Annotated in this window: 21 protein-coding genes; 19 read left to right on the top strand and 2 right to left on the bottom strand. The window is 43.4% G+C overall.

The genetic code is table 11. From position 1 onward, the window contains the following. Positions 1-14 precede the first annotated feature (14 nt). From MHH63_RS12550 to MHH63_RS12535, 4 genes are all read left to right on the top strand, one after another. Complete coding sequence (locus tag MHH63_RS12550) at positions 15-857, top strand: helix-turn-helix transcriptional regulator (RefSeq protein ID WP_076184951.1); 843 nt, start codon at positions 15-17, stop codon at positions 855-857. A gap of 113 nt (positions 858-970) precedes the next feature. After that, positions 971-1753: an ABC transporter ATP-binding protein gene (locus MHH63_RS12545; protein WP_076130491.1), complete on the top strand. Its 783-nt coding sequence runs from the start codon at positions 971-973 to the stop codon at positions 1751-1753. A 295-nt stretch (positions 1754-2048) separates the two neighbouring features. After that, positions 2049-2732 carry a MarR family winged helix-turn-helix transcriptional regulator gene (locus tag MHH63_RS12540; RefSeq protein WP_076130492.1) on the top strand — a complete coding sequence of 228 codons (684 nt, stop codon included), beginning with the start codon at positions 2049-2051 and terminating at the stop codon, positions 2730-2732. A 234-nt stretch (positions 2733-2966) separates the two neighbouring features. Then, positions 2967-4319 carry an MATE family efflux transporter gene (locus MHH63_RS12535; protein WP_076302116.1) on the top strand — a complete coding sequence of 451 codons (1353 nt, stop codon included), beginning with the start codon at positions 2967-2969 and terminating at the stop codon, positions 4317-4319. Positions 4320-4448: 129 nt separating this feature from the next. On the opposite strand, the gene MHH63_RS12530 is transcribed toward MHH63_RS12535, so the two are convergent. Continuing rightward, positions 4449-5426: a biotin--[acetyl-CoA-carboxylase] ligase gene (locus tag MHH63_RS12530; protein ID WP_076190305.1), complete on the bottom strand. Its 978-nt coding sequence runs from the start codon at positions 5424-5426 to the stop codon at positions 4449-4451. 247 nt (positions 5427-5673) lie between these two features. Between MHH63_RS12530 and MHH63_RS12525 the strand changes: the two genes are divergently transcribed. The 14 genes from MHH63_RS12525 to MHH63_RS12460 all read left to right on the top strand — a co-directional run bounded on the left by MHH63_RS12525 (position 5674) and on the right by MHH63_RS12460 (position 25911). Next, positions 5674-6225 (top strand): biotin transporter BioY, encoded by a 552-nt coding sequence (locus MHH63_RS12525; RefSeq protein ID WP_339281033.1) that lies wholly within the window; start codon positions 5674-5676, stop codon positions 6223-6225. Positions 6226-6343: 118 nt separating this feature from the next. Beyond that, positions 6344-7777: a helix-turn-helix domain-containing protein gene (locus MHH63_RS12520; protein WP_341144351.1), complete on the top strand. Its 1434-nt coding sequence runs from the start codon at positions 6344-6346 to the stop codon at positions 7775-7777. Positions 7778-7938: 161 nt separating this feature from the next. Further along, the gene (gene deoD, locus MHH63_RS12515; RefSeq protein ID WP_076130497.1) at positions 7939-8646 is read left to right on the top strand and encodes a purine-nucleoside phosphorylase; all 708 of its coding nucleotides are present in this window, start codon (positions 7939-7941) and stop codon (positions 8644-8646) included. A gap of 47 nt (positions 8647-8693) precedes the next feature. Next, positions 8694-9998, top strand: coding sequence for a purine/pyrimidine permease (locus MHH63_RS12510; protein WP_341171608.1), 1305 nt, complete (start codon positions 8694-8696; stop codon positions 9996-9998). Between the two features lie 15 nt (positions 9999-10013). Beyond that, complete coding sequence (locus MHH63_RS12505; RefSeq protein ID WP_036677141.1) at positions 10014-11195, top strand: NupC/NupG family nucleoside CNT transporter; 1182 nt, start codon at positions 10014-10016, stop codon at positions 11193-11195. Between the two features lie 20 nt (positions 11196-11215). Next, positions 11216-12403, top strand: coding sequence for a phosphopentomutase (deoB, locus tag MHH63_RS12500; protein ID WP_341171607.1), 1188 nt, complete (start codon positions 11216-11218; stop codon positions 12401-12403). A 385-nt stretch (positions 12404-12788) separates the two neighbouring features. Further along, positions 12789-14492 (top strand): alpha,alpha-phosphotrehalase, encoded by a 1704-nt coding sequence (gene treC / locus MHH63_RS12495; RefSeq protein ID WP_341171606.1) that lies wholly within the window; start codon positions 12789-12791, stop codon positions 14490-14492. Between the two features lie 50 nt (positions 14493-14542). Further along, a complete protein-coding gene (gene treP / locus MHH63_RS12490; RefSeq protein WP_341171605.1) occupies positions 14543-16513 on the top strand; it encodes a PTS system trehalose-specific EIIBC component in 1971 nt (656 codons plus the stop codon). A 164-nt stretch (positions 16514-16677) separates the two neighbouring features. Further along, on the top strand, positions 16678-17397 hold the full coding sequence (gene treR / locus MHH63_RS12485; RefSeq protein WP_036677129.1) for a trehalose operon repressor: 720 nt from the start codon (positions 16678-16680) through the stop codon (positions 17395-17397). Between the two features lie 545 nt (positions 17398-17942). After that, positions 17943-19760 (top strand): glycosyltransferase, encoded by a 1818-nt coding sequence (locus tag MHH63_RS12480; RefSeq protein ID WP_081387762.1) that lies wholly within the window; start codon positions 17943-17945, stop codon positions 19758-19760. A 19-nt stretch (positions 19761-19779) separates the two neighbouring features. Beyond that, positions 19780-22131, top strand: coding sequence for an exosporium glycoprotein BclB-related protein (locus MHH63_RS12475; RefSeq protein ID WP_341171604.1), 2352 nt, complete (start codon positions 19780-19782; stop codon positions 22129-22131). Positions 22132-22223: 92 nt separating this feature from the next. Continuing rightward, positions 22224-24014, top strand: coding sequence for an RCC1 domain-containing protein (locus MHH63_RS12470; RefSeq protein WP_341171603.1), 1791 nt, complete (start codon positions 22224-22226; stop codon positions 24012-24014). 161 nt (positions 24015-24175) lie between these two features. Continuing rightward, complete coding sequence (locus MHH63_RS12465) at positions 24176-25186, top strand: phosphotransferase enzyme family protein (protein WP_341171602.1); 1011 nt, start codon at positions 24176-24178, stop codon at positions 25184-25186. Positions 25187-25323: 137 nt separating this feature from the next. After that, complete coding sequence (locus MHH63_RS12460; RefSeq protein WP_341171601.1) at positions 25324-25911, top strand: DUF1349 domain-containing protein; 588 nt, start codon at positions 25324-25326, stop codon at positions 25909-25911. Positions 25912-26264: 353 nt separating this feature from the next. Here MHH63_RS12460 and MHH63_RS12455 read toward each other — a convergent pair whose 3' ends face one another. Then, the gene (locus MHH63_RS12455; protein ID WP_303047864.1) at positions 26265-26390 is read right to left on the bottom strand and encodes a hypothetical protein; all 126 of its coding nucleotides are present in this window, start codon (positions 26388-26390) and stop codon (positions 26265-26267) included. Positions 26391-26460: 70 nt separating this feature from the next. Between MHH63_RS12455 and MHH63_RS12450 the strand changes: the two genes are divergently transcribed. After that, positions 26461-26652: a hypothetical protein gene (locus MHH63_RS12450; protein WP_076130505.1), complete on the top strand. Its 192-nt coding sequence runs from the start codon at positions 26461-26463 to the stop codon at positions 26650-26652. The last annotated feature ends 86 nt before the right edge of the window (positions 26653-26738 follow it).

The raw sequence follows: 26738 nt of genomic DNA, 5'->3' as shown, positions 1-26738 counted from the left end.
GAGGGGATTATTAATTGGAAGAAAATGATTACAAGCTGAATGACCTCACAGTGCATATCCATTTTGTACTCGACAAAGCTACCTATCCCGGCTGGGAGGACATCCGTAACATGGTAAATGTGCACAGCTTGTACTGGATTCATGAAGGTAAAGGGGTTTTCCTGACCAATGTTGAGCACAAAGTAGAGGCTGGAATGCTAATCTATTTAAAACCAGGCCTTAAACTGTCCATGCGCTCGCAGATGGATGCTCCACTTCGCATAACGATGTTGCTCTTCGATTGTGCAGAGCTTGGTTATGATGCGGTATGGAAGGAAGTCAAGCCAATCGTAAAACTGAGACTTCCCTTCTTAAGCCAATATAACCAACAGCAAGCTGAGGAAATTAGCCAGCTGGTCTGGGGGATTCACCAGGACTGGCTGCCCGGACTAACCGATGGCATAGCTGTATCCCGGGCTAAAATGCAGATCCTACTGCATATGCTGCACCAGACTGTACAACCGGACTGGAATCTGATGGAGTCTGGAGCTTTCGCCGCCTTCGAACAGATCAAGAAAACTCTCGAGAACGACTATAAGGATCATCACCGGATTGAGAAATTGGCGGAGAAATACGGCATTTCGCCATCTTACTTGCGGAAGATGTTCCTGAAATTTACGGGGATGGGGCCAAAGGAATACCATATGCACTTACAGAACCAGCAAGCTTGTCGTTATCTGGTTTTTACCGATTATCCAGTTAAGGAAATCGCCAAATTATGCGGGTACTACGAAGAATATCATTTCAGTAAGATTTTTAAACAGCTTAACGGGATCCCTCCGACAGTATACCGAAACAAACAGAGAATCAAAGATTAATTGTCCGTAGAACCGCTGGCGAGAAAATCTTGCGTTTATGTTTTTTTACGGGAAGGACTTTACCATGATAATATTGAACTCATTGAAGCATGTTTAAGGAGGGAAAATTGGGCATGATTATATCACTCAAAAATGTATCATGGCAACGTGATACGACAATGATCTTACGCGATATGAATTGGGAAGTGAAGCAGGGACAACACTGGTGTATCGTCGGTCTGAATGGATCAGGAAAAACGACGATGCTAAACGTCGTGAACGGCTATATCTGGCCGACAACAGGACAAGTCGAAGTGCTGGACCATCGCTTTGGCGATGTGGATTTGAGAGAGCTACGCAAACGAATCGGTTGGGTAAGCACCTCCTTGCAGCAGAAGCTGTACGGCCATCAGACTGCCCTGAACATCGTCCTAAGCGGAAAATTCGCGACGATTGGTCTGTATGATAAGACGAATGAAGAGGATCAAAAGCAAGCCGAGGAGTTAATGGAGTTTCTAGACTGCTCTTCTTTGGCTGGTCGTACATATGATACCTTGTCGCAAGGACAGCGTCAGAAAGTCCTCATTGCACGCGCACTAATGGCCAATCCAGATCTACTAATCCTTGATGAGCCGTGCACGGGACTAGATATTTTTGCACGTGAACAGCTGCTGCAGATGATCGAGAAGATAACAAAGCAACCTGGTGGACCAACCTTGCTGTATGTAACCCATCATATCGAGGAGATAACACCATGCTTCACGCACACGCTGCTGGTAAAGAACGGTGAAATCTACAAAGGTGACGAGACAGTAAACTGCTTGCAGTCAGATGTTTTGAGTGATTTCTTCGATACCCCCGTTGAAGTACAGGAACATCATAACCGCAAGTGGCTTACACTTGCCGGTGATAAGTAGAATATCAAGGCACATCGAATAGGCGAGCAAACCGCTCTGAAGTGGTTTGAAGGATTGCTTGCAGATATAAAAAATGAAAACTGATCACAATATAATTTTAAAATAACCCGCGCAATGCGCGGTTTTTGTATTTGTTTGCAAGCTTATAAGCCACGTCCATAAACAGTCAAACAACATATTAACGGTACCTGTAAAAAACATTTTGACATATCTAACAGGTACCGTTATAATACAAATCAAAAGGTACCGTTATAAAGTTAAACAGGTACCGTAAAAACTTAATGGAGGATTCATTATGGACATGAATACTGAATTGTACGAAAAACTCGCGAAACTGCAATGGCTGTTGCAAAGGCAACACTTGAAGTCTCATGCCGCGGTTGGTCCTATGGCCGACGCATCACGTGGGCAAGGGAGGATATTAGCGTTTCTTCGGATGAAAGACGGTATCAGCACCAAAGACTTATCCTATATGTTGGACATCCGTGTATCATCCCTCAATGAATTGCTTGGTAAACTGGAGAAAGCAGAATACATCACCCGTAAACCCTCAGAAACAGACAAACGTATCATGTTGATTTACCTAACGCAAAAAGGACAAGAGGAAGAGAAACAAGAGATAGACAGCGGCAACATATTTTCTCGCTTATCGCCAGAAGAACAGATAGCTTTCGGGGATTACCTAACTCGCGTCATTACAGCTTTGGAGGAAGAACTTGGATCGGACGGAGAACGTGATTTGATGGCTATGTGGATGGAAGCTGCCAAGGCGCGTATGGGAACAGAGGAATTTGAAAAAATGATGGCTATGCGCGGACAAATGCACAGAATGTGGGGAAATTCTAGGGACGAACGCTTTAGCGGAAGGTTCCCTGGATTTGGCGGAGAAGGGCGTGGTGACATGCGCGGATTCGGCTGGCCTTCCAGCGATGACAGTAATTCGTCACCTGACAAGTCACATGGCCCAGACGATAAGTAATTAAAGTCTTTTAGCAAACAGTAGCTGAGGCGCTGCCTTTCCACCAGAGAAAGATGAACGGCAAAGGCAGCGTAATGTGAAACTGAAGAATAGTCAAATTTCGTACGCCAAATCTGAAAACTCGTCGTTAGGGTACAGGTTTGCTTGTTGCTGCGTCACGGATCATATTGGACCGATAGTTAGAATTCTAAGTAATTTCAAAAAACAAAATAAAGAAAGATAGTGGTGAACCTTATGGATGCAGAAAACCTCCATTACTTTGAAAAAGCACCTGTCGCAAAAGCCGTAGCTCACTTCGCAGTACCGATGATGCTAGGCATGTCGATGAGTGTCATATACTCCATTTTGAATGCCTATTTCCTTGGTACACTGGGCAATACTGCGATGTTAACCGCACTCGCACTAACTTTACCGTTATTCGCCGCCATTATGGCGCTAGGTAACTTGATTGGTATCGGTAGCAGTGCATTCATCTCCCGTTTGCTGGGAGAGAAAAAATATGATGATGTAAAGCATGTGTCTTCATTCGCCTTTTACAGCAGTTTAGCTCTCGGTCTTATTTTGATGGCTGCCGGCATCCCGTTGATCGATTCAATCGTTCATGGCTTGGGAGCGACGCCTGACTCCTTCGGGTTCACGAAGGACTATGTCACGATTATGCTTATTGGTTCACCTTTCGTCGTTCTATTCTTCACGCTGGAGAATATCGTGCGCTCGGAGGGGGCAGCGATGACTTCGATGATCGGCATGCTTCTCAGTGTTGTTGTGAATATTATTCTCGATGCGCTAGTCATTTTCGTCTTCCATTGGGACGTGATCGGGGTTGCATCTGCTACAGTCATTTCTAACTTGGTTGCAAGTGCATTCTACGCCTTCCACATGGGATATAAGAGCCAATTCTTAACCATCTCTGTAAAATGGTTCAAAGCTTCCAAAGACATTCTCAGCAATGTATTTAAAATTGGAGTACCCGTTTTTGTTATGAGTCTCTTCATGGGTGCAATGTCACTTATCTTTAACCGTTTTCTGGTCGAATATGGGGAGCAGGCCATTGCGGCCTTCGGAATTTCATCACGATTATTACAATTTCCAGAGGTTATTCTGATGGGCTTATGTGAGGGAGTCGTGCCGCTGATTGCCTTCTCTTTTACAGCCAATAAATTACGCATGAAGCATACCATTACATTCACAATCAAAGTGACTGTGGCATTAGCAGCCGTGTTCGGCATTATTGTATATCTGATTTCCGACCACTTAATCGGTTTATTTACGAATGACCCGCAATTAATTGAACTGGGCAGCTATATTCTTCATGTAACGTTCTTATCCCTGTTCATTTCAGGAACGACCGCGTTGTTTACGGGGATCTTCCAAGCGACAGCACAAGGAACCGCCGCCTTTATTATGTCAATTATTCAAGGTGTTACTCTGATTCCAGTATTGTATATCGCTAATCGAATGAACGGTTTCCACGGAGTAGTCTGGTCGCTCGTCATTTCAGATGCTGTTGCGTTCCTTGTGGGTGCCATCATGCTGTATGTTCTGCGGAACAAATTGCAGCCTGATTTAGATACTTTAGTACAGTAAAATTCTAAGCTTTAAGTTGAAATTTTTAGTTCATCTAAAAAAACCTTGGATCAGCAAGGTTTTTTTGGCTCGTATGATGAAGCAGCCTGCCATGAGGCAGCACTAGCTGCTTTGGAGGCGAAGCTCCAGTTAAATTTTAATGCTAACTTCTCCACTTGAAAGATACTCTTCGTCACCATTCTCATATCTGACTTTCAGATGGCAATCGTCATCGATATCAATGGCTGTTGCTTTACGTTGTTCATTATCCTTTATCACGGTCACAGGTTCGCCAAGTGAAATTAACCTTTTTTTGTATTCGGAAAGAAACAATCTGTCCGTTAAATGTTCATAATATCTCATGAAATGGTTTAGTACTTCTGCAACGAGACGGTTGCGCAGATCACCATAAGGATTGTTTTCTGAAATTACAGTTGTTGCAATCTCGGTAAGATCATTGGGAAAGCCTTCGGAAGGGAGGACTACATTGATACCGATGCCGAGGACAGCATAATCAAGCCAGCCGTTTTCCAATGACACGGATGCTTCGGTAAGGATCCCGCATACTTTTTTACCTTCCATAAAAACGTCATTTACCCATTTAATCTGCGTTTCTTTACCGGATACGCTCTCGATAGAAAGGGCTACAGCTACTGCGGCGCAAGTGGTCAATAAAGCTGAGTCTGTTGCGGACAGCTTGGGACGCAGCAGGATGCTCATATAGATACCCGTTCCAGGTGGAGAAAAAAATTTCCGGCCCATTCGCCCGCGACCAGCTGTTTGTTCTTCCGAAAGAATCACTTTACCTTCAGCTTCTCCATTTGAGGCAAGGTTTTTTACGGCTTCATTCGTGGAAGATATGGTCTTAAAGACTTCAACACGTAACTTTTGCCCCTGAGTATCCAGGTACTTTGAAATTGCACTGGCTGATAAGATATCCGTTTGTGGTGACATGGAATATCCTTTATTGGTTACAGCTTGTATGGAATAACCGTCTGTCTGTAAAGATTTTATGGCTTTCCAGACCGCGCTGCGCGTCACGGATAACTGAACGGCTATTTCCTCGCCGGAAAAATATTCACCCTTATTACTGTCGAGCAAGGCAAGAATATGTTCTTTTACTGTCATGAACTTAAACCTCCAAAAGTATAACTCTCCGACCAAAACCCATTGAATAGATTAACATCCAACGATTGCGACTGAATACTCTAATTCTATATAACAATAGGAAAAACTCAAGCATGGTATTTTATTCTATTGTAAACCATATATTAATTCATGGTTTACAATAAAGAATAACTCCATTATAATTCAGCTTACTGGACGTATTTACTAACCAGAATACAATCATTGATATCCAATGGAGGTCATTTTTTTGAAGACAAAAGAACTAATTTATGCTGCATTATTCGCAGCACTTATCGCGGTGTTGGGGATGATACCGCCCATCCCCCTCGGCTTCATCCCCGTTCCGATCACTGCCCAGACGCTTGGCGTCATGTTGGCTGGATGTTTTCTGGGGAAACGGATGGGCGCCCTCAGTCTCATTATTTTCATCATACTAGTAGCCATTGGGCTGCCTGTACTGACTGGCGGTCGCGGCGGAATCGCGGTGTTAGTTGGACCTTCTGCAGGATACATATTTAGTTTTCCAATCTCGGCCGGCCTTATTGGCTGGTATTCCGAAAAAATCTGGCCGAAGGTTCGAACTTGGAAGCTGGTAGCTATCAACATAATCTTCGGTGTATTACTAGTGAGTCTGATTGGTGCCCCTGTCATGGCATTGATAACCAATACTTCGATCTGGGCTGGTCTTGTCGGAGCATTAGCCTTTCTTCCGGGAGACATCATCAAAGCCGTTATTGCAGCCGTCATAACGATGCAGTTGAAAGCAATTAGCCCTATTGAAGAAAAAACACAAATATAATGTGATTTGAAACTCGGGTAAATAAAACCCGGGTTTTTTATTGAAAAATAATAGGGTTATGGTTGCGAATTTGTTTATACTATAAAAATTAAAACGAAATTGAAGTGGGTGTAGAAAAATGGATAAGGGATTTAATTTAGCTAGTCAACTATTAACGCTGCTTGATACAGAACATAGATGGTTTACCTTAGCGGAAATCGAAAAAAGTTTAGGGATCTCTGATAAGACCATCCGGAAGATGGTGGAGGAAATCAGCAAGCAATTACCATCTACTGTAACCATTGAGGTTTCTAGAGGAAAGGGAATAGTTCTTCAACGTGATGGGCGAAGTACGATTAGTGAAGTGATTTCTTCTATGTTCAGACAAACCATCTTTTATCGGCTGATGGATTTTTTGTTTACGAATGTGGGTCGACTGTCTGTGGAGGAGCTCTCCGAAGCCATGTTTATGAGTACCTCGTCTTTAAAGAAATTGATTGTGCAATTAAATAATGATGATCTAAAAGCTTATAAGCTACGCATTAGTTTTTCTACCCCCATGATCAAAGGGAATGAAATGAATATTCGATATTTTTATTGGAAGTTATATTGTGATGCGTATGAGTTTACAGGCTGGCCCTTTGCGAATGTTGATTTTGCTTATATTAATCAGTTAATCACAAATATAGAAAATGAGAATAACATTGTATATTTTATCAATTCCAAAAGGAGATTATCGTTTTTGTTGGCCATTGTTATAGAAAGAGTGGCTAAAGGAAAATGTGTGAAAATCGACGAAAATGCTTACCCTTGGGAAAAGGGGATGTTTTATTTTCCAGTGAAAACTATTGCAAAACGTCTTGAGGATATGCTGTCCGTTGAATTTCCAAACAGTGAAATATTCTTTATGCAATCCATGGTTAGTCTCAGCCAATATCATTATTATGAAGGGTCAGAGATCACTCCGATGAAAGAAGTCGAATTACACAAGGATAAAGAAGAATATCAAATGGGGAATCTGCTTCTAATGTTATTAGCAAAGGTATACCCGAACTTAGATATGCAAGAACGGTTTATTTTGGAGATTTACGGGTTCTTTGACAAGCTATTAATCGAAAATGCCATTCCGGAATGGATGATGATTTCAACAAGTCATTTAACAACATATGTTCAAAAGGAATGCCAGCAGATTTATCAAGAATTGCAAACCTGTATGCAAACGTGGAATAAAACTTACCCTTCCGTTTTGTTTAATCATTTTCATTTAACAAAGCTAACCTTAATTGTCCGCTCGAGTTTACGTTATAAAAGTAAGAGGGCTTTTTTAGTGATCGGGGAAGAATTTTCAATTCGTCATTACATAGCAGACTTGATAAAGAAGGAAATTGGAGATCAGTTGATCCTTAATACTTCCATAATGAAAGGCCTGACCGACGAGATCATGCAGCAAAATAATATCGATCTTGTCATTAGTAATATCCCGGTTGCATTAACGACAGTGCCTGTTGTTATTATTTCCACGATCCCCTCTAAAAGAGATTTAGTCAACATTCGTAAAGAACTGCTTTTATAATTTGACCAATTATTTTCCGTAAGCTCCGTAAGTTTTTGGTCTAGTTTGTAATGTTAAAAAACCTTATGCTCAATCTAGTTTCGAAACTGATTTTACTTGAAGGCAAGTGGAAAGCGATTTCGGTAAACCTCAGTTTACTATTAAAAGTTGGAGGAAGAACTATGAGTAGGCATTTAGGTGCAAATAAGGGAGAAATAGCAGAGCTCGTTTTGCTCCCAGGAGATCCTTTACGTGCAAAGTTTGTGGCAGAACACTTTTTAGAGGAGGCTTATTGTTATAACGAAGTAAGAGGGATGTATGGATACACTGGATTATACAAGGGTGTGCCTGTGTCGGTTCAGGGGACAGGGATGGGAAATCCATCGATGAGTATCTATGCAACAGAATTGATCGTCGATTATGAAGTTAAGAAATTGATTCGCATTGGTACATGTGGCGCGATGCAGGAAGATATCAATATCCGCGATATTATATTAGCCCAAGCAGTATCTTCAGACAGTAATATGACGGAAAAGATCTTTCATGGCTGTAATTTTGCACCAACGGCAGATTTCTCATTGCTAATGAAAGCATATCAACAAGCACAAGCTAAAAATGCAAAGGTGTTTGTTGGTAACATCTATAATTCTGATGAATTCTATCGTGAAAATTTAGATCGGCTTCATAAGTTCATGGATTTCGGTGTATTAGCTGTAGAAATGGAAAGTACCGCCCTATACACTTTAGCCGCTAAATATGGTGTAAAAGCGTTATCGATTTTGACCGTCGGCAGTCAATTGTTAAGACAGGAGCACCTAACTCATAAAGAAAGTGAACAATCCTTTTATGAAATGGTCGAAGTAGCTCTTAACACAGTCGTTGAAGGCTGATTTATTGATAAGAGTGCAGTGTTGTTAGAAAAGAGAGTGAGAAAGAAATGAAGGTAATACTGTCAGGATTGCAGTGGATGATTTTTATGATCGCTGGTGCAATTGCTGCACCCATTGCTATCGCAGATTTATATAACTTAACACCCATAGAGACTTCTGGACTCATTCAGAGCACCATGATTACTTTAGCAATAGCTGGATTTTTACAAGGCCTGATGGGTCATAAATTCCCTATTCATGAAGGTCCGGCAGGGTTATGGTGGAGCATTTTTACCATTTACGCGAGTTTAGTGGGGGGACTCTATTCCTCTAACAACGGCGCTTTACATGCTTTAAGTGGAGCGATGATCGTTAGCGGAGTGTTGTTTATCCTAATTTCAGCATTTAAGCTAATGGATAAAATCGCTCGTCTTTTTACTCCAACCATCACCTTTATTTATTTACTTTTATTGATCTTTCAATTAAGTGGATCTTTTATGAAAGGGATGATGGGGATTACCATAGCCCACACCATGTTAGATGTTAAAGTATTCATCCTTAGTGTGATCGTGGTCTGCATTACCTTTTGGTTAGGCAACAGCCGCTTTGTATTACTAAGCCAGTTTTCAATAATTCTCAGTATAGTGATAGGCTGCCTATTATTTATAATCTGCGGTAGTATGCCGGCGGTTTCTCGTGCGGATACTCTATTTAAGCTGCCGGAAATATTCCCATTTGGAACACCCCGATTCGATGCCGGGACAATTACTACTGCATTTTTACTAACCCTATTATTAATAACCAATGCAGTGGCATCCATCCGTTTGATGGAGACCGTTATGAAACCAAAGCAAGGGGATCATCGTCGTTATTTGCGCGCCGGGTTTACTTCTGGAATTACGCATCTTATTAGTGGTGGTTTAGGAGCGGTCGGCTCAGTCCCTATTTCGGGAGCGGCGGGATATGTTGAGCAAACAGGGATGAGGGAGCGCAAATCATTTTTAATAGGCTGCAGCTTAGTGATCTCAATATCCTTGTTTCCGCCTATGATGAATTTCATATCTGCGATTCCAGCTCCCATAGGCTATTCTGTTACCTTCGTCATTTTTGTGAAGATGGTCGGACTAGCGCTAAAGGAATTGAAAAAGGTTATTCATGAAGAGCGAACATTTATTGTCAGTGGGCTTTCCCTTTTAGTGGGTGTAGGTTTAATGTTTATTCCTGCATCAGCTACGGCCCATTTATCTCCGATTGTGATAGCCATTTTAAATAATGGATTAATATGCGGAAGCCTGTTAGCGATTATTTTGGAACAAGGGTTAATGTGGAAAGATGCATTTCGATATGAGGATTCCAAGAAAATTAACCGATAATTTGGAGGGCTAAAAATGCATTATCTAATTTCTATTGCTGGTCTGGTTATTGTTCTATTACTGGCATGGCTAGGAAGTAACAATAAGAAAAAGATTAAATATCGTCCAATCATTGTAATGATTGCTATTCAGATAGGTTTGGGATTAATTATCCTAAAAACGAGCATTGGAGAATTTTTGATTAAAGGGTTTGCTGATAGTTTTGCAAAATTACTTGGATACGCCAATGAAGGTACTGACTTTGTGTTTGGCGGCATTGCAAATGAAGGGGCGCATACATTTTTCCTTTATGTTTTGATGCCCATTGTTTTTATGTCAGCATTGATAGGGATTTTGCAACATTACAAAATACTGCCATTCATTATAAAGTATATTGGTTTGGTGCTAAGTAAAATAAATGGCATGGGTAAATTGGAATCTTATAATGCAGTTGCAGCCGCAATTGTCGGACAAAATGAAGTATTTATTTCGGTGAAAAACCAGCTTGGACTATTGCCAAAACATCGCTTGTATACATTATGTGCGTCTGCAATGTCTACGGTATCCATGTCAATCGTTGGTTCCTATATGACGATGCTAGAACCTCGGTATGTAGTAGCTGCATTGATATTAAACCTATTTGGCGGATTTATCATTTCATCCATCATTAATCCGTATGAAGTTACACCTGAAGAAGATATTGTTGAAGTTCAGGTAGAAGAAAAACAAACGTTTTTTGAAATGCTGGGCGAATATATTATGGATGGCTTTAAAGTAGCCATAGTAGTTGGGGTAATGTTAGTTGGTTTTGTGGGAATCATTGCTTTAATTAACGGAGTCTTCAGTGGCATATTCGGAATCTCGTTCCAAGGAGTTTTAGGCTACGTCTTTGCACCCATCGCCTTTCTTATCGGTGTGCCATGGCATGAAGCTGTTGAGGCCGGTAGTATTATGGCGACAAAGCTTGTTGCGAATGAATTCGTTGCTATGCTTGACTTTGTTAAGATTCAAGAAGGTTTAAGTGGCCGTACTACAGCCATTGTCTCCGTTTTTCTAATCTCATTTGCTAACTTTGGGTCGATTGGTACCATTGTGGGTGCAGTGAAGGGATTGAATGAAAAGCAAGGGAATATCGTCGCACGATTTGGATTAAAGCTGTTATTTGGCGCCACACTTGTAAGCGTTTTATCAGCTTTGATTATCGGTATCATATTCTAGTTGTAGCAAGGAGTATTAACATGAAACAAACACCCCGGTTTAAGCGGATTTTCGTCATCGTTATGGATTCTGTAGGCATTGGTGAAGCTCCAGATGCTGACAAGTTTGGGGATGCAGGATCACATACATTACGGCATATTGCAGAAAAAATGAATGGGCTACATGTTCCTGCGTTATCCAAGCTAGGGTTAAGTCATATTGACCCAATACCCGGAGTTCCCAACGTAGAGCACCCTTTAGCTTATTGGACCAAAATGCAGGAAGCTTCTAATGGAAAGGATACGATGACAGGTCACTGGGAGATCATGGGTCTACGAATTGATGTTCCTTTCAAAGTGTTTCCTGAAGGGTTTCCTTATGAATTAATTAATGAATTAGAAGAAAGAACAGGACGAAAGGTGATTGGGAATAAACCCGCTAGTGGTACAGCTATTCTCGATGAGCTTGGACAAGAGCATATGAACACAGGTGCACTCATTGTCTATACTTCTGCAGATTCCGTGATTCAGATTGCGGCTCATGAAGAGGTTATTCCTTTGGAAGAACTGTATCAAATCTGTGAGATTGCCAGAGAGATTACTTTACGTGAGGAGTACATGCTAGGAAGAGTGATTGCTAGACCATTCCTCGGGCAGCCCGGAAATTTCAAAAGAACATCGAACCGTCATGATTATGCCTTGAAGCCGTATGGAAGAACCGTGATGAATGAGCTCAAGGATGCCGGGTTCGATGTACTAGCGATTGGCAAGATCTCAGATATATACGATGGGGAAGGTGTCACCAAGTCTTTCAGAACAGTGTCTAACATGGATGGCATGGATAAACTCATGGAGACCCTTCATACTGATTTTACAGGACTTAGTTTCTTGAACCTTGTCGATTTTGATGCACTTTATGGCCATCGTAGAGATCCGATCGGGTATGGGAAAGCGCTAGAAGAATTTGATGATCGATTACATGAAGTTCTAGCGGAGCTATGTGAAGATGATCTTTTTATAATTACGGCAGACCATGGGAATGATCCCATTCATGCGGGCACGGATCACACCCGTGAATATGTTCCTTTACTCCTCTACAGTAAGAGTTTCAATCGACAAGGGGAGCTGCCTATATCGAGGACTTTTTCGGATATTGGAGCAACAGTTGCTGATAACTTTGTTGTGACCATGCCCCAATTTGGTAAGAGCCTCCTACAGGAGCTTAAATAAACTATAATTTGAATAGACACTTTGAATAGAAACAGGATACCTAACTTGTATTAGTAAAAGGTATCCTGTTTGTTTTTTATCTACATATCTTTGTATCTAAAAAGCTGCCGAGAAAGCGGCTTTTTTTGTTATTACGGATCAAATACTAGGGTAATAATTAATTATTAAAGGGGTTAATTTTAGAGCCACCTGTCGTTAACCCTTTTTTCGATGAATCGCATTCTAATACAACGTTATAAATAATCTAGTTTCTACTCATGCCACTCCTTCGATAGTAATAGTATTGACAACCTGTATATACAGGTTTAAACTGTGTGAAGTGTTTGAACTTGTATATACAGGTTTAATGGTTGAAATAAAGGAATTCTTTTTGGAGGTGTTCAACTTGAGTCAGTCCCAGTATTCGGAATGGTGGCGCCGCTCCACGGTGTATCAGGTGTACCCGAAGAGCTTTAAGGACACTACAGGCAACGGAACAGGAGATATTAAAGGACTTATTGAGAAATTAGATTATTTGCAGAAGCTTGGAATCGATATTGTCTGGTTACAGCCGGTTTATGTTTCGCCGCAACATGATAACGGTTACGATGTAGCAGATTATGAAAATATTAACCCGGATTTCGGTACGATGGAGGATTTTGACGAGCTAATACAGGAACTGCATAGACGCGAAATGAAGCTAATGATTGATATCGTGGTTAACCATACCTCGACTGAACATGAGTGGTTCAAACAGTCCATTTCAAGCAGGAACAATCCTTTCCGTGATTACTATATCTGGAAGGACCCGGCTCCGGACGGCGGCTTACCCAACAACTGGCAGTCGAAGTTCGGTGGGCCTGCCTGGCAGTTCGACGAAGCGTCGGGACAATATTATCTTACTCTCTTCGATAAAACCCAAGCGGATCTGAACTGGGAGAATGAGAAGGTACGTAGAGCAGTGAATGATATGATGTTATTCTGGGCTAAAAAGGGTGTCGACGGCTTCCGCATGGATGTAATTAATTTAATCTCCAAAGATCAGCGCTTCCCTAACGATGACGGGAGTGTTCCACCGGGGGATGGACGTAAATTCTATACTGACGGTCCACAGGTCCATGCATACATCAAATCAATGTATGAAGAGGTGTTTGGTCCGTTTGAGATGGTGACTGTAGGAGAGATGTCCTCAACTACACTGGAGCATTGTATCCGGTACTCAAGTCCCGAAGAGCGGGAATTTTCCATGACCTTCAATTTTCATCATTTAAAAGTCGACTATCCGAATGGACAGAAGTGGGAACTGATGCCTTATGATTTCGAGGCAATGAAACGGTTGTTCGCGCAGTGGCAGACCGGAATGCAGAAAGGCGGAGGCTGGAACGCACTATTTTTTAACAATCATGATCAACCGCGTGCTCTTTCCAGATTCACTGATGATAAGGTCTACCGTGTGGAAAGCGCCAAGCTGCTCGCGACAACTCTGCATGGCCTTCAGGGAACACCTTATGTATATCAAGGGGAAGAAATCGGTATGCCGAATCCGGTATGGAAAAGCATCGATGAGTTCCGCGACATTGAGTCACTAAATATGTACCGCATTCTGTGTGAACAGGGGAAAAGCCCGGAGGTTGCTCTCAGCATTCTCCAAGAACGTTCGCGGGACAATTCACGTACGCCGATGCAGTGGGATGACAGCCGGAATGCCGGATTTACCACTGGTACTCCATGGTTGAAGGTAGATGAGCGGTATCCAGACATCAATGTGCAGAAGGAACTGGAAAACCCTGATTCCATCTTCCACCATTACCGCAAACTAATTGCACTTCGCAAGGAGTATGGAGTATTCATAGAAGGTATTTTCAAGAGACTCGATGAAGGTCATCCTGAAGTCTTCGCTTACGCCAGAACAGGAGATGGAGAGACACTTGTTGTGGTCTCGAACTTCAGCAATAAAGAAATCTCTTTCCGCTTTAAAGACAATCACTGGACTGAATTGTCGCCAAGTGGTAAGGACGAGCTTCTGATTGGGAATACAGCAGATGCACCATCATTAACACAAGAGCTTCAGCTTAGTCCTTATGCTTCCTACATGTGGTTAGTCCGCTAACGAGGTGTACTTGAGAAGGAGCACACATCAATTTTGTAAGGAGTGAAGATATGGCTATAGACCGCAAAAATGTTGAAGATATTGTACGGGCGGTTGGGGGCAAGGAGAATATTGAGGTTGCGACGCATTGTGTAACCCGGCTGAGATTCTCGCTGTATGACGAGAGCAAGGTGGATTCGGAAGCCCTGGACCGTAACGAACTCGTAAAAGGACAATTCTCTACGCAAGGGCAGTTCCAGATCGTTATCGGACCAGGAACTGTAGATAAAGTATACGATGAAATGATTCAAATCACTGGTGGTGCCCGCTCTTCCAAGGATGACGTGAAATCAGCGGCAGCACGGAAACAGAATCCATTGCAGCGGGCGATCAAAACACTGGCTGATATTTTTATTCCGATTCTTCCGGCCATCGTAACCGCAGGTTTGCTGCTTGGGATTAATAATATTTTGACCGGACCTGGTATCTTTTTTGATAGTAAGTCATTGGTAGATGTCTATCCTGCATGGAAAGACATTGCTGCGATTATTAACACGATTGCCAGCACAGCCTTCACCTTTTTACCAGCCCTTATCGGTTGGGCAGCTGTTACACGTTTCGGGGGCAGTCCTCTGCTCGGAATCGTGCTGGGTCTCATTCTCGTACATCCGGATCTATTAAGTGCCTACAGTTATGCAAGTGCTTCAACTGAGGGAACCGTTCCGACCTGGAATTTGTTCGGCTGGCATTTGGAGAAGATCGGTTATCAGGGGCAAGTATTGCCTGTACTGGTTTCGGCCTATATTCTGGCTAGACTGGAGAAGTTCCTCAACCGCCGGGTGCTTGATTCCATTAAACTACTGGTCGTTGCTCCAGTGACCCTGCTGGTTACAGGTTTTCTGGCCTTCACCATTATCGGACCCGTTACGTTCGCCATTGCCAATGCTATCACCTCGGGTTTGATCTATGTATTTGATCATTTTGCGCTCCTTGGTGGTTTGATCTATGGTGGATTCTATGCACTTCTGGTCATCACTGGGATGCATCATACTTTCTTGGCAGTCGATGTTCAGCTCATCGGCAGTGAGGGAGGCACCTTCCTCTGGCCGATGCTGGCGCTCTCCAATATTGCGCAAGGCGCTGCGGCACTGGCGATGATGTTCGTTGTTAGAGAACAAAAGGCAAAAGGTTTGGCGGCTACGTCTTCCGTCTCTGCGTTCCTCGGTGTGACTGAACCGGCAATCTTTGGGGTGAATATCCGCTATCGCTATCCTTTCATCTTCGGGATGATCGGCTCAGCAATTGCCGGTATGCTCCTTACCGTTAACCAGGTTCGAGCTTCATCCATTGGCGTAGGGGGAATTCCCGGTTTCCTTTCGATTTTCCCGAATCAGTGGGGCGTTTTCTTTATTGGCATGGTTATTGTTCTCGTTGTGCCATTTGCCGCCACAGTATTGTACGGACGTTCTGTAGTGGGTCGTTCCGAAAAGAACACAGCTACAGAGGCTTCTAGTACTACGAGCGAACCAGAGGAATTGAGCAGCCGTCATTCAGTTCAAGGGTCACAGGAATCAGTTAATATTCTAGAGCTTGTCTCACCACTTAGTGGAACTGCTGTATCGCTGGAACAGGTGCCCGATCCTGCCTTTGCTGAAAAGCAAATGGGTGAGGGAATTGCAATCGAACCTTCTGAGGGGAAAGTATATGCTCCCTTTGATGCTACAGTAGTCCATGTGATTAAGAGCAAACATGCGCTTATACTGGAGCATGCCAGCGGTGTTCAGGTATTAATCCACGTTGGAATTAACACGGTGGCGCTTAAAGGTAGCGGTTTTACCAGCCTGAAGAATATTGGTGATAAGGTGCAAGCAGGAGAGCTTCTACTAGAATTTGATATGGAAGCTATCCGCGCAGCAGGTTACCCGGTGATTACTCCAATCATCATTCCTGCAGGTCAGGAGATGGTCGAGAAGATCGAGGAGAAGACCGGACCAGCTACGGCCAAACAAACAAGCATCTTGACTATTCATCTCAAGGGTTGATAAAGGCTATATTGGCAAAGACTTTATACTTTAGAAAGACAGCCCCTTGGGGGCTGTTTTTCTATAAATATAAGAATTTATATGTTCAACGCTATAAATTTCCCTCCAATTGAATCGATGCTTCCAAAGGCATGACGTGATACAATAAAGGGCGGTGATCAAAATTGAGAGAAAATAAATATTTGCAAATTTATAATGAATACAGCAACCAAATCCATTCTGGACAACTGCTGCCGGGAACCAAGCTGCCTTCCGAAAGTGAACTCGCCGAAGCTTACGCTACTTCACGAGAGACCGTGCGCAAAGCGCTGAATCTACTTTTCCGTGAAGGATATATTCACAAAATTAAGGGCAGAGGCTCCTTTGTGCTTGACATGACCCGAATGGATTTCCCTGTTACCGGTTTGATTTCATTTAAAGAGATGGCCGATACCCTGGGTACTGCCTCGCGGACACTGGTAGAGCGGACGATACAAGAGCCGGCAGGCTCCGCAATCGCCAGACATCTGCAGATTCCACCTGAAACTCTGATTTGGAAGGTTGTTCGCGCCAGGGAAATTGAAGGTGAACGGATCATTTTGGATAAGGATTATTTTCGTGCGGATATTGTTTCCTTTCTGAGTGAGGAAATCGCGGAAGGCTCAATCTATGAATATCTGGAGCTGGAATTGGGTCTTAAGATCAGTTATGCGAAGAAGCTGATATCCGTTGAGCCTTCTACCGAGGAGGATCATAGACTGCTCGATTTGAAGAATTTTACGCATATTGTAGTAGTACGAAACTATGTGTATTTGGAGAACACGGTGCTTTACCAATATACCGAGTCTAGACACCGGCTGGATAAATTCCAGTTCGTGGATTTTGCTCGAAGGGTGAGGCGATAAGCTGATCCGAGGGTGTCCCAGTTTGGGATATCCTTTTTTTATGAGAGTTCCCTGTAAAAAAAATACAATCCGATTGTGAAATATGAAATCTCTATCCCTTTCAATCACTATCAGGTGTGTTGGAGTTATATAGCCAATACTGTGCAAATTTTCGATACAAGAGCGCTTTAGAGGTTCATTCGCTCCATTCGCAAAAACGATATATTAAGAAAAAAAGCTGCCCTCAGAGGCAGTTTTTTTATGTAAAAACCATTAAATACCATATTGTCATATGACAAAAGTGATGACAACCCACACTATTTAAATGTTCTTTATACATATATATTGTTGGAATATGGAAACAGCGATACCTTCATAGCTAGTCGTAACAAATACGGTAAACGTTGCAAGTCAGAATAAATGGGTGGAAAATCTTAGATTCCCGGCTGCCTTTTTGAGCTTATCATGATTTGTGAAACGGGCTAATAGCAACTTTGGTTGTCTTGAATGCAACGCTAATAGAATGGTAGATTTAGGGAAAATGTCGAATATAGGAGGAAAAACGATTGAATATTAGCATTATATTGTTGGCTCAGCACTTTAACCTGACCGTACAATGTCTGGATCGGATTAAGAAATATACGCCTATGTCCTATGAGCTGATTGTCGTCTCGGATAACGAATCTGCCGAAGTGTCGAATTACCTTGCGTATGAATGCGGCGTTCATGTCATTCATAGCCGGAGCAAAGGGGTTGCAGCAGCATTCAATCTGGGCGCGTTGTCATCTTCGGGAGAACGTCTTGTATTCATCCGCGATCAGATTATGGTAAACGAGGGATGGTTAGAAGAGTTGTCTGGCTGTCTGGACCATCATTCGAATGCTGCAATCGTGGGTCCGAGGATGAATGATGTTAGCGGCGCTCAACGGATTCCGATTGTATATCAGAACATGGAGCAACTCTATCAGTCGTCATCGATGCTTGCCAACGGAAAATCAAAGTCTTGGACCCGGGTTCCTAGACTTGTCAGTTTACTAATGATGATACCCCGTCGCTACTTTGAGCAGATTGGGTACTTTGATGAGCGATTTGAGGTCGAATCTTACGAGGATGACGATCTGTGTTATCGCACGTTATCTATGAACCTGGATATTTACATAGCCGAAGGATGCGTAGTCTTCCGGAAGGAACCTCCTTCAGTAGATCCCAATGATCCTGATTGGTACAATAACCGATTAATCTTGAATCGTGCTATGGCCATAAGCAAGTGGGGATTCGATTTAACTTCTTCCTTGTATAGCGGCACAAGGAAAGTCACTGTCAGCCTATGCATGATTGTAAAAAACGAAGAGCATACCTTAGGGCGTTGTTTATCCAGCGTGAGGGAGCTTGTCGATGAGATCATTATTGTGGATACAGGTTCGAGTGATGGGACCAAAGAGCTCGCGGCATCTTATGGAGCGCGGGTTTATGATTTCGAATGGGTGAACGATTTCTCCAAGGCAAGAAATTATGCCTTCAGTCTCGCTACTCAAGAGTACCTGCTGTGGTTGGATGCGGACGATTATCTGCATTCAGAGGATGCAGAGGCTCTCCAGTCCATCGTATCCGAACTACCATGGGATATCGATGCTGTATCGATGCATTATTATCTCGACCGTGATAAAGACGGAAGTGTAACTTCGAGCTTGAGACGTAATCGTCTGGTAAGACGAAGTTGTGAATTCCGTTGGATTGGAGTCGTTCATGAGTACCTTGAGGTCGCAGGCAATGTGTTCTATGCCGAGTTAGGCATAACACATGATCGAAAGCATACGCAGTCCTCGCGTAATCTTCTCATCTATGAGGGGATGTTGGAAGCGCAAATGAGGTTCACTCCGCGGGATGTATTTTATTATGCCAACGAGTTATACGATCACGGCCAATGGCAGCGATCGATAGAGCAATACGATGCCTTCATTGCCATGCCGAATGGCTGGATGGAGGACAAGCTACTTGCGAGTCGGCGTGCCGGAGATGCGTTGTCACAATTAGGTCTCTTTCAAGAAGCCAAGCTTAAAGTACTTCAAGCTTTTACCTTGTCGCCTCCCCGAGCCGAAGCCTGTTGTCAATTAGGGTCTTACGAGCTAATCGAACAACGGTTCGAGAATGCTGCTTTTTGGTACAAGCTAGCCACGGAAGTACCAAAGCCGACTGAGCCTAACGCTAGAGTAGACTTTCCGGCATGGGCGTGGCTGCCGCATTTGCAATTATGCGTCTGTTACGATCGCTTAGGACAATACGAACAAGCTCACTGTCACAACGAGATAGCTGGTAGCTATGTACCAGATTATCCGAGCGTCATGGCTAATCGCGATTATTTGAAGCAATACATAACTTTATAAATTTGAGGGGGATTTAGTAATGGCAAGATTGAAGAGGACGAAAGCAAGTGGCAAGAAAAGTGGCAAGCAGTTAGCTTACAAGAGCTCAATGGCATTTATTCTGATGAGTCAGTTGATTGCTCCCTTGAGCCCTGCTTATAGCAGTATTCTACCCCGGGCAAGTGCAGCAGCTTACAGTGATGTCGATTCTACCTCATGGGCATATCAGTATATCACTAAAGCTTCCGCGCTTGGGGTAATCGAAGGAGACGGTTCCGGATACTTTAGCCCTAACCGACCAGTCACGAATCAGGAAGCGGTTGTTATGGTACTCAGGTTCATGGGATATGAGCAGCCTAAGGCTACTAGCGGCAGCCTGCCCTTCACCGTAGATTCTTGGGCTACTGTTTGGATTCAGCAAGCGATTGACATCGGCCTCGTGATTCCAAGCGAGGAAGTGAGACCCAACACCGTCATCTGGGGAAAAGAGCAAGCAAGTCGAGAGTGGATAACACGTCTAATTATTCGTGCCGCAGGCAAAGAATCCGAGGCCATCGAGTTTAAGGATAGCGACATAGGTTTCTTAGATGCATCAGATGCATCGGACTGGGCAGCAGGCTACATTAATGCCGCAGTTAACCGCAATGTCATATCTGGCTTCCCTAATAATACTTTCAAGCCTAAGCAGACGGCTACTCGCGCCGAGTTTGCAGCTATCTTGTCTAAGACAGAAATATTTGCGAGTAAGGTATCCGATCGGATTATCCATGGCTCTGTCGTCTCGATGTCCAAAAATTCGATCGAACTCTTAAGCAGCAGCGGTCAGACGGAGAAGTTCGAAATCAATAGCAAATCTGTTCTGTTCGGGGACAATGGCAAGGGCGTGTTTCCTACGGGGGCTTTGGTGACGCTCATTCATAATGGAGGAATGGCATCGTTCGTTGAAGTGTTGGGATTAGGGGCTGTAGGTCAGACTAGTCCGAAAGGGGAAAAAGGAGATACGGGTGCTACCGGCGTAGCAGGTCAAAACGGGGCTTCTGGTTCAAGTGGACCGCAAGGCGCCACTGGTTCGACCGGAGCTGTCGGGGCTACGGGCGCTGTCGGGCCGAATGGCGCTACGGGCGCGACTGGGGCTGTTGGAGCGACTGGCGCAACCGGGGCTAACGGTGCAATCGGAGCAACTGGTGCTAACGGTGCAACTGGCGTAACCGGGGCTACTGGTGCAATCGGAGCAACTGGTGCTGAAGGGGCTACTGGCGCAATCGGAGCGACTGGCGCAATCGGAGCGACTGGCGCAATCGGAGCGACTGGCGTAACTGGTGCTACGGGTGCTGTCGGGGCTACTGGAGCAAATGGGGCGACCGGTGCTACGGGTGCTAACGGTGTAACAGGCGCTAATGGAGCGATGGGGTCAACTGGCGTAACAGGTGCACAGGGTATCCAAGGGATAACCGGTGCTACCGGATCGACTGGTGCAACTGGCATTGGTCTTGATAGCATTACTCCGTTTAGTTCAGCGATTTCCTATCATGCAGGACAAGTCGTTACTTATTTAGGAAGTATCTACATCGTTACTATAAACAACCCATCTGGAGTACCTTCTGATATAAATAACGACTTTACCTTGCTCGTCTCTAAAGGTGAAACCGGAGCTACCGGAGCTACCGGGGCCCAAGGAGTTCAGGGAATTCAAGGCGTAACTGGGGATACAGGCGCACAAGGAGTTCAAGGCGTAACTGGGGTAACTGGAGCAACCGGAGCCATAGGGGCAATAGGAATTCAAGGAGTAACTGGCGCAACCGGAGCTACGGGTGTACAAGGGATTCAAGGGATAACCGGAGCTACCGGGGCATCTGGCGCATCAACTATAATTCCATTCTCTTCCGGATCACCAATTACTGTAACAACAATCGCCGGGGGATTAAAAGGGACAGTTGCGATGCTTGGATTTGGCAGTTCGTACTCAGGAGCTAGTATAGTAGGTGGAACAATAGATTTAACCAAAAGTAATGGTTCTGATCCTACAAAAGATCCATACAACCAAGCGTTTATCGTTCCACGTAATGGTACGATCACTTCAATATATGCTTTTTTCAGCCCAACTTTAGCTTTTTCTTTAATAGGTACGACCGTAAACGTTCAAGCAGAAATATATAAAGCGGATAGTAATAGCAACAGTTTTACACCTGTTATTGGTTCAGCAGTATCTTTGGCGCCTAGTTTGACAGGAATAATTTCTATTGGATCTACTAGTGACGGATCAGTCAAAGGCATAAATACGGCTGTTCAGGCTGGCGATCGCTTAATGTTAGTGTTCTCTTCGACGGCTTCCGGTCTAAGCTTGATAAATACTGTAACAGGTTATGCGAGCGCCGGAATTGAGATTAAGTAATTCAAGATTTAAGGTAGGAACCATCCATTTTATTTGATAGGAAGTGATTAAAAATGGCAAGGAAGCTATTTCCGATAAAAAAATTGAGTTTAATGTTGGTGTTAGTTCTTATATTTCCATCCGTCATTCAATTCCCGTCTGTAGGAGCTGCAAAAGGACGCTCTTTTGAACAAGTAAAGCTATTGGCTGCACCAGCGAATCTGGCAGTCAGCGATTCAACCTCCTCAAGCATTCGCCTTACCTGGGATGCCGTAGGGGGAACCTCTAACACGGATGTGAGTTATAAGGTAAATCTAATGGAGTCTACCAATCGTAGCGTAAGCGATGTGGTCTATACCTTCGATTCAGGCGAATTAACGGAGTATACGGTGAAGGGATTGGTTTCCGACCGGAGCTATACATTCACGGTCCAAGCCGTAAACATATCCGGACCCGTGTCAAAAACAAGTCAACCTTTAACCGCAAGTACGCTTCCAGCGGAAGCGTACCCACCAACAACGAAGGAAGAGGAACTCCCTCCAGCCGATCAAGAATCACCGAGTACGCCCGAGTTAACTCTTTACAGTCGCACATCAGATAGCATTAGCTTGGCATGGAGTTCATCCGAGGATAATGTCGGAGTTGCGGAATATGTTCTATATAAGGACTCTGATCTGTTGGCAGAAGTAACGGTTAGCACAACGGTCTACACGGCCGTCGACTTGAAGGCTGGACAGGAGTATACCTTTTTAGTACAAGCTATAGACGAAACAGGGAACAAATCAGCAATTAGTAACGAGTTGAAGGTTAGTACACTTGATGTTGTAAGTAATGTTGGTCCCATTATGAGCATGGGCAACGGGAATTCCTTTCATACATTGACTGTACAGCCGGATGGTACCGTATGGGCTTGGGGCAATAATAGGAAGGGGCAGCTCGGTGATAGCACAACTATTGCTCGTAATAAGCCTGTGCGAATTGTTGGCTTGCCGGAGATAAGCGCCACATCCGTTGGACAAGACCATTCCATCGCACTCTCGACGGACGGAACGGTTTGGACATGGGGAAGCAATAGCGTGGGCCAGCTGGGTAATGGTACGTCGGAGCCCCAGCTTGTGCCGCAGCAAGTGCCTGGATTGGTGAATGTCATAGCTGTTCAAGCAGGTGAGCAGCATTCGTTAGCGTTATTGTCCGATGGAACGGTGTGGGCATGGGGACTTAACACATATGGTCAGCTTGGAGATGGAACCACCGAGGATAGTGCATTACCAGTGCAGGTTGCAGGTTTGGACTCAATCGCATCGATCTCAGCCGGAGCCTTTCATAATCTAGCGGTTAGCCATGATGGTCAGGTTTATGCATGGGGATTCAATGCTTACGGTCAGCTCGGTGATAACACAAAGAGCGACCGCTCAACTCCCGTGCAGGTTGCTGAGTTAAACAGCGTTACTTCTGTATCTGCCGGCTTTTATCACAGCATGGCAGTGAAAAAAGACGGAACCGTATGGAGCTGGGGAACGAACGTTAAGGGAATCTTGGGGGATGGGACAACCGAAGATCATTATACTCCCGTTCAAGCCTTGGATCTTGGTTCAGTTATCAGTGTATCCGCTGGTGCCTTGCATAGCATGGCTCTGAAAAGCGATGGAAACGTATGGATATGGGGAGCGAACAATGAGAGCCAGCTCGGCGGTAGCGCTGAATCGGAGCGTTCCCTTGCTTCTAAGCTCACCATTGGAAATCGTATCGTCGCTATTAGTGCAGGTTATATGAGCGGCGGTGCGGTTAGTGAGGAGGGGACCTTGTTGACCTGGGGGTATAATGGGTTAGCCCAGCTTGGTGATGGCACTTATACTAATGTCATAGAACCTGTTGCAATTTCGCTTGTAGAAGAATCTTATTAGATTTGAAGAGTAGGGAATTTCATGCCTAAGTGGCAATGAATTCCCTATTTTTATAGGTGAGTCAAAAAGAGAAAACTCTTTTCATATTCATTCTTTATCATTACAGCTATCCGTCTAGACTGTTAAAATGATGGAAGTATGGTAGACAAAGGAGATAAGCAATGAATATTGGCTTTCGGATCAATACTGAGGAGAACCGACACCGAACTCTGAGGCAAGTAAAACAAGCGGCGTTTCATGCTTTACAGGAATATGAAATAGACTGGAACTCCATTCACTTCATTCAAGTATCCGAACATGTCACCTTCCGCATTGTAAGCGATGTGGGGGAACAGTTCTTGCTCCGCATTCACCCGGATAACAAACAACGCGAAGGAACCATTTCAGAAATTGAGTGGTTGTTCGCTTTGAAGAGCAAGGGCCTCCTCTTGCCCGAAGCTGTAATCAATCGTGAAGGGGCCTTTATTACGGAAACATCGGTGTGTGACGGACAACGGTTTTATTCGAGCTTAATGCGATGGGTCGAGGGAAAGCATGTAGACAAAAGCGAACTAACGGAGGAGGGCATCCGTAAAACAGGATCATTGATGGCAAAGCTTCATGAGGCCAGCTCTGATTTTAGTCCTTCCAGCGGTTTTACTCGTCCTTCTTGGGGTGTACTGAGCTTTAAAAGGGACTGGGATCACCTAAGTCTACATCGCAAACATTTCATATCGGATGAGGGTTTTAAGTTATATTCCGCAGCCGCCACTAAAGTGGCAACATGTCTCGAAACGTTCACAAGACATGAACAAAATTATGGGATGATCCACGCGGACTTACATAATGGAAATGTCATTTTTCGGGATAATGAACCGTATCCTATCGATTTTGGCAGATGTGGCTTCGGCTATCATCTTTACGATATAGCTCAGGCTATTATGGGATTATACCCAACACAGAGAGCTTATTTCGTCGAAGGATATCAGAGAATCAGGAAGCTGGAAAATGAATATATAATGAAGCTAGAGTGCTTCTTAGTCATGGCAATAATCGAAGCCTATAGCTTTCATGCAGAGAATCCGCTAGAGACCGAGGGTTTGATTGAAGAGCAGCCATATGCTCAAGCGATTTTGAGAGCGTTTGTAAACGGGACAACCTTTTTATTTAATTCTCTGGATACTTCAAAATAAAAGATTAGAAAATGTAGTGCGTTATATTTTTCAAATGGTATTATTAGGATGAACTGCTGAAAACTATTTAAATTGTATTTGGAATCTTAGCAATGAAAATGGTTGACAAAACTTTATAAAAAGTGAGGAGTAGAGCAATGAACTTTGATAAAGAACAGCTTTTTTGGATAAATCCAATCAATGATTATTCTATTACAGAAAACAGGATTGAATTTGTAACGATGCCGAATACAGATTTTTGGCAACGAACCTATTATAGTTTTAGAAATGATAATTCACCTGCACTGTTAATGAAAACTGCTGAGAAGTATTTTTCATTTATAGTAAGAACAGATTATGATAGTACACATAGATACGAGCAGTGTGGGATAGTCATCTATCAGGACAGTGATAATTGGTTCAAGGCATCGGTAGAATATGAAAATGAGGAATTCCAAAGACTTGGAAGTGTGGTTACAAATCACGGATATTCAGATTGGGCAACAACTGATATCGATGCAAACATTAAAACTATGTATTATAGACTAAGTCGACGCGAAAGTGATTTCTGTATTGAAAGCTCTTTGGACGGGACTACATTTGAACAGATGCGTATTTTTCATATGTTTGAAGGGAATGAGGAAATAAATTTTGGCTTATATGCTTGTAGCCCAGAGAATTCTTCATTTAAAGGTGTTTTCACTGAAATGGAAATTACAGAGTGTAAGTGGTTGGAGCATAAATAGTCGTTTACGCAGCTGAAAGTGAATATTACTCAAAAGGGCCTTCCTAAAAGGAAGGCCTTTTTTTAATGGAGCGGTTATAAAGTTGTCATCAGTTTGCGATTTCTATAGTTATCCATGTGGTAAAATTAGGATAATTGGATCTTGGGAGGCGAGGACATTGAGTCTTGTGATGATCATTTTATTACTGTTCTTAAATATTCCAGTATATAAATTTTTATTTCGCGTGTTCTTCGTGAATAAAGATGATTATAGCGAATCGATTAGGCATACTTTTACACCTAACATCATTTCATTATTCCGGGGAGAGTATTGGAAGGATAGAATGAATACGGCAAGGCTTCAGTTTTTTATACTCATTTGCGGTGGGATTGTTGTTTTGGAATACCTTGTTTTGCATAAAATAATTGATATTTTTCGTTAACTAGAACTTCATTTAGAAACTTCTGCTTATGGTGAGCAGGAGTTTTTTTATCTTGCATAAGCACCGCCCTATTATGGAAAACTTATGTAGTGCGAATAAACAGCATGAATCTATTTTGCGAGGTGATAATGATGACAAATCAAGATCCGCAGGAGCTTCTTAAAAGTAAACACAAGCTGGATGAGCAGAAGAGGCAATTCACAAATTTTGCCCGAAGTGCTTCCGGTCATGGTGAAGCAGAAGCAGGCCAGGAATTCAGTAATGACCGAGTGCCAGATGATCAAAACCGCATGAAATCTGTTGAGAACAGACAAGATTGATCTTAAAAAGCTATCAAATAAGCCGATCCTTTTCTGGATCGGCTTAGAAAAATAATTTTTACGTTGTAAGGTTGTTCAATAGGTAT

The organism is Paenibacillus sp. FSL H3-0310 (assembly GCF_038002785.1).
Taxonomy (GTDB): Bacteria; Bacillota; Bacilli; order Paenibacillales; family Paenibacillaceae; genus Paenibacillus_AQ; species Paenibacillus_AQ odorifer.
Note: the sequence above shows the minus strand (reverse complement) of the source record. Positions and strands in the feature narration are given on the sequence as shown.

Coding starts and splice junctions, on each gene's coding strand:
- MHH63_RS12535 (WP_076302116.1), top strand. CDS start 2,967: ATGGATGCAGAAAACCTCCATTACTTTGAAAAAGCACCTGTCGCAAAA.
- MHH63_RS12460 (WP_341171601.1), top strand. CDS start 25,324: ATGAACTTTGATAAAGAACAGCTTTTTTGGATAAATCCAATCAATGAT.
- MHH63_RS12470 (WP_341171603.1), top strand. CDS start 22,224: ATGTTGGTGTTAGTTCTTATATTTCCATCCGTCATTCAATTCCCGTCT.
- MHH63_RS12505 (WP_036677141.1), top strand. CDS start 10,014: ATGCATTATCTAATTTCTATTGCTGGTCTGGTTATTGTTCTATTACTG.
- MHH63_RS12530 (WP_076190305.1), bottom strand. CDS start 5,426: ATGACAGTAAAAGAACATATTCTTGCCTTGCTCGACAGTAATAAGGGT.
- deoB (WP_341171607.1), top strand. CDS start 11,216: ATGAAACAAACACCCCGGTTTAAGCGGATTTTCGTCATCGTTATGGAT.
- MHH63_RS12465 (WP_341171602.1), top strand. CDS start 24,176: ATGAATATTGGCTTTCGGATCAATACTGAGGAGAACCGACACCGAACT.
- MHH63_RS12510 (WP_341171608.1), top strand. CDS start 8,694: ATGAAGGTAATACTGTCAGGATTGCAGTGGATGATTTTTATGATCGCT.
- deoD (WP_076130497.1), top strand. CDS start 7,939: ATGAGTAGGCATTTAGGTGCAAATAAGGGAGAAATAGCAGAGCTCGTT.
- MHH63_RS12455 (WP_303047864.1), bottom strand. CDS start 26,390: ATGCAAGATAAAAAAACTCCTGCTCACCATAAGCAGAAGTTTCTAAAT.
- MHH63_RS12520 (WP_341144351.1), top strand. CDS start 6,344: ATGGATAAGGGATTTAATTTAGCTAGTCAACTATTAACGCTGCTTGAT.
- MHH63_RS12475 (WP_341171604.1), top strand. CDS start 19,780: ATGGCAAGATTGAAGAGGACGAAAGCAAGTGGCAAGAAAAGTGGCAAG.
- MHH63_RS12450 (WP_076130505.1), top strand. CDS start 26,461: ATGATGACAAATCAAGATCCGCAGGAGCTTCTTAAAAGTAAACACAAG.
- treP (WP_341171605.1), top strand. CDS start 14,543: ATGGCTATAGACCGCAAAAATGTTGAAGATATTGTACGGGCGGTTGGG.
- MHH63_RS12545 (WP_076130491.1), top strand. CDS start 971: ATGATTATATCACTCAAAAATGTATCATGGCAACGTGATACGACAATG.
- MHH63_RS12540 (WP_076130492.1), top strand. CDS start 2,049: ATGGACATGAATACTGAATTGTACGAAAAACTCGCGAAACTGCAATGG.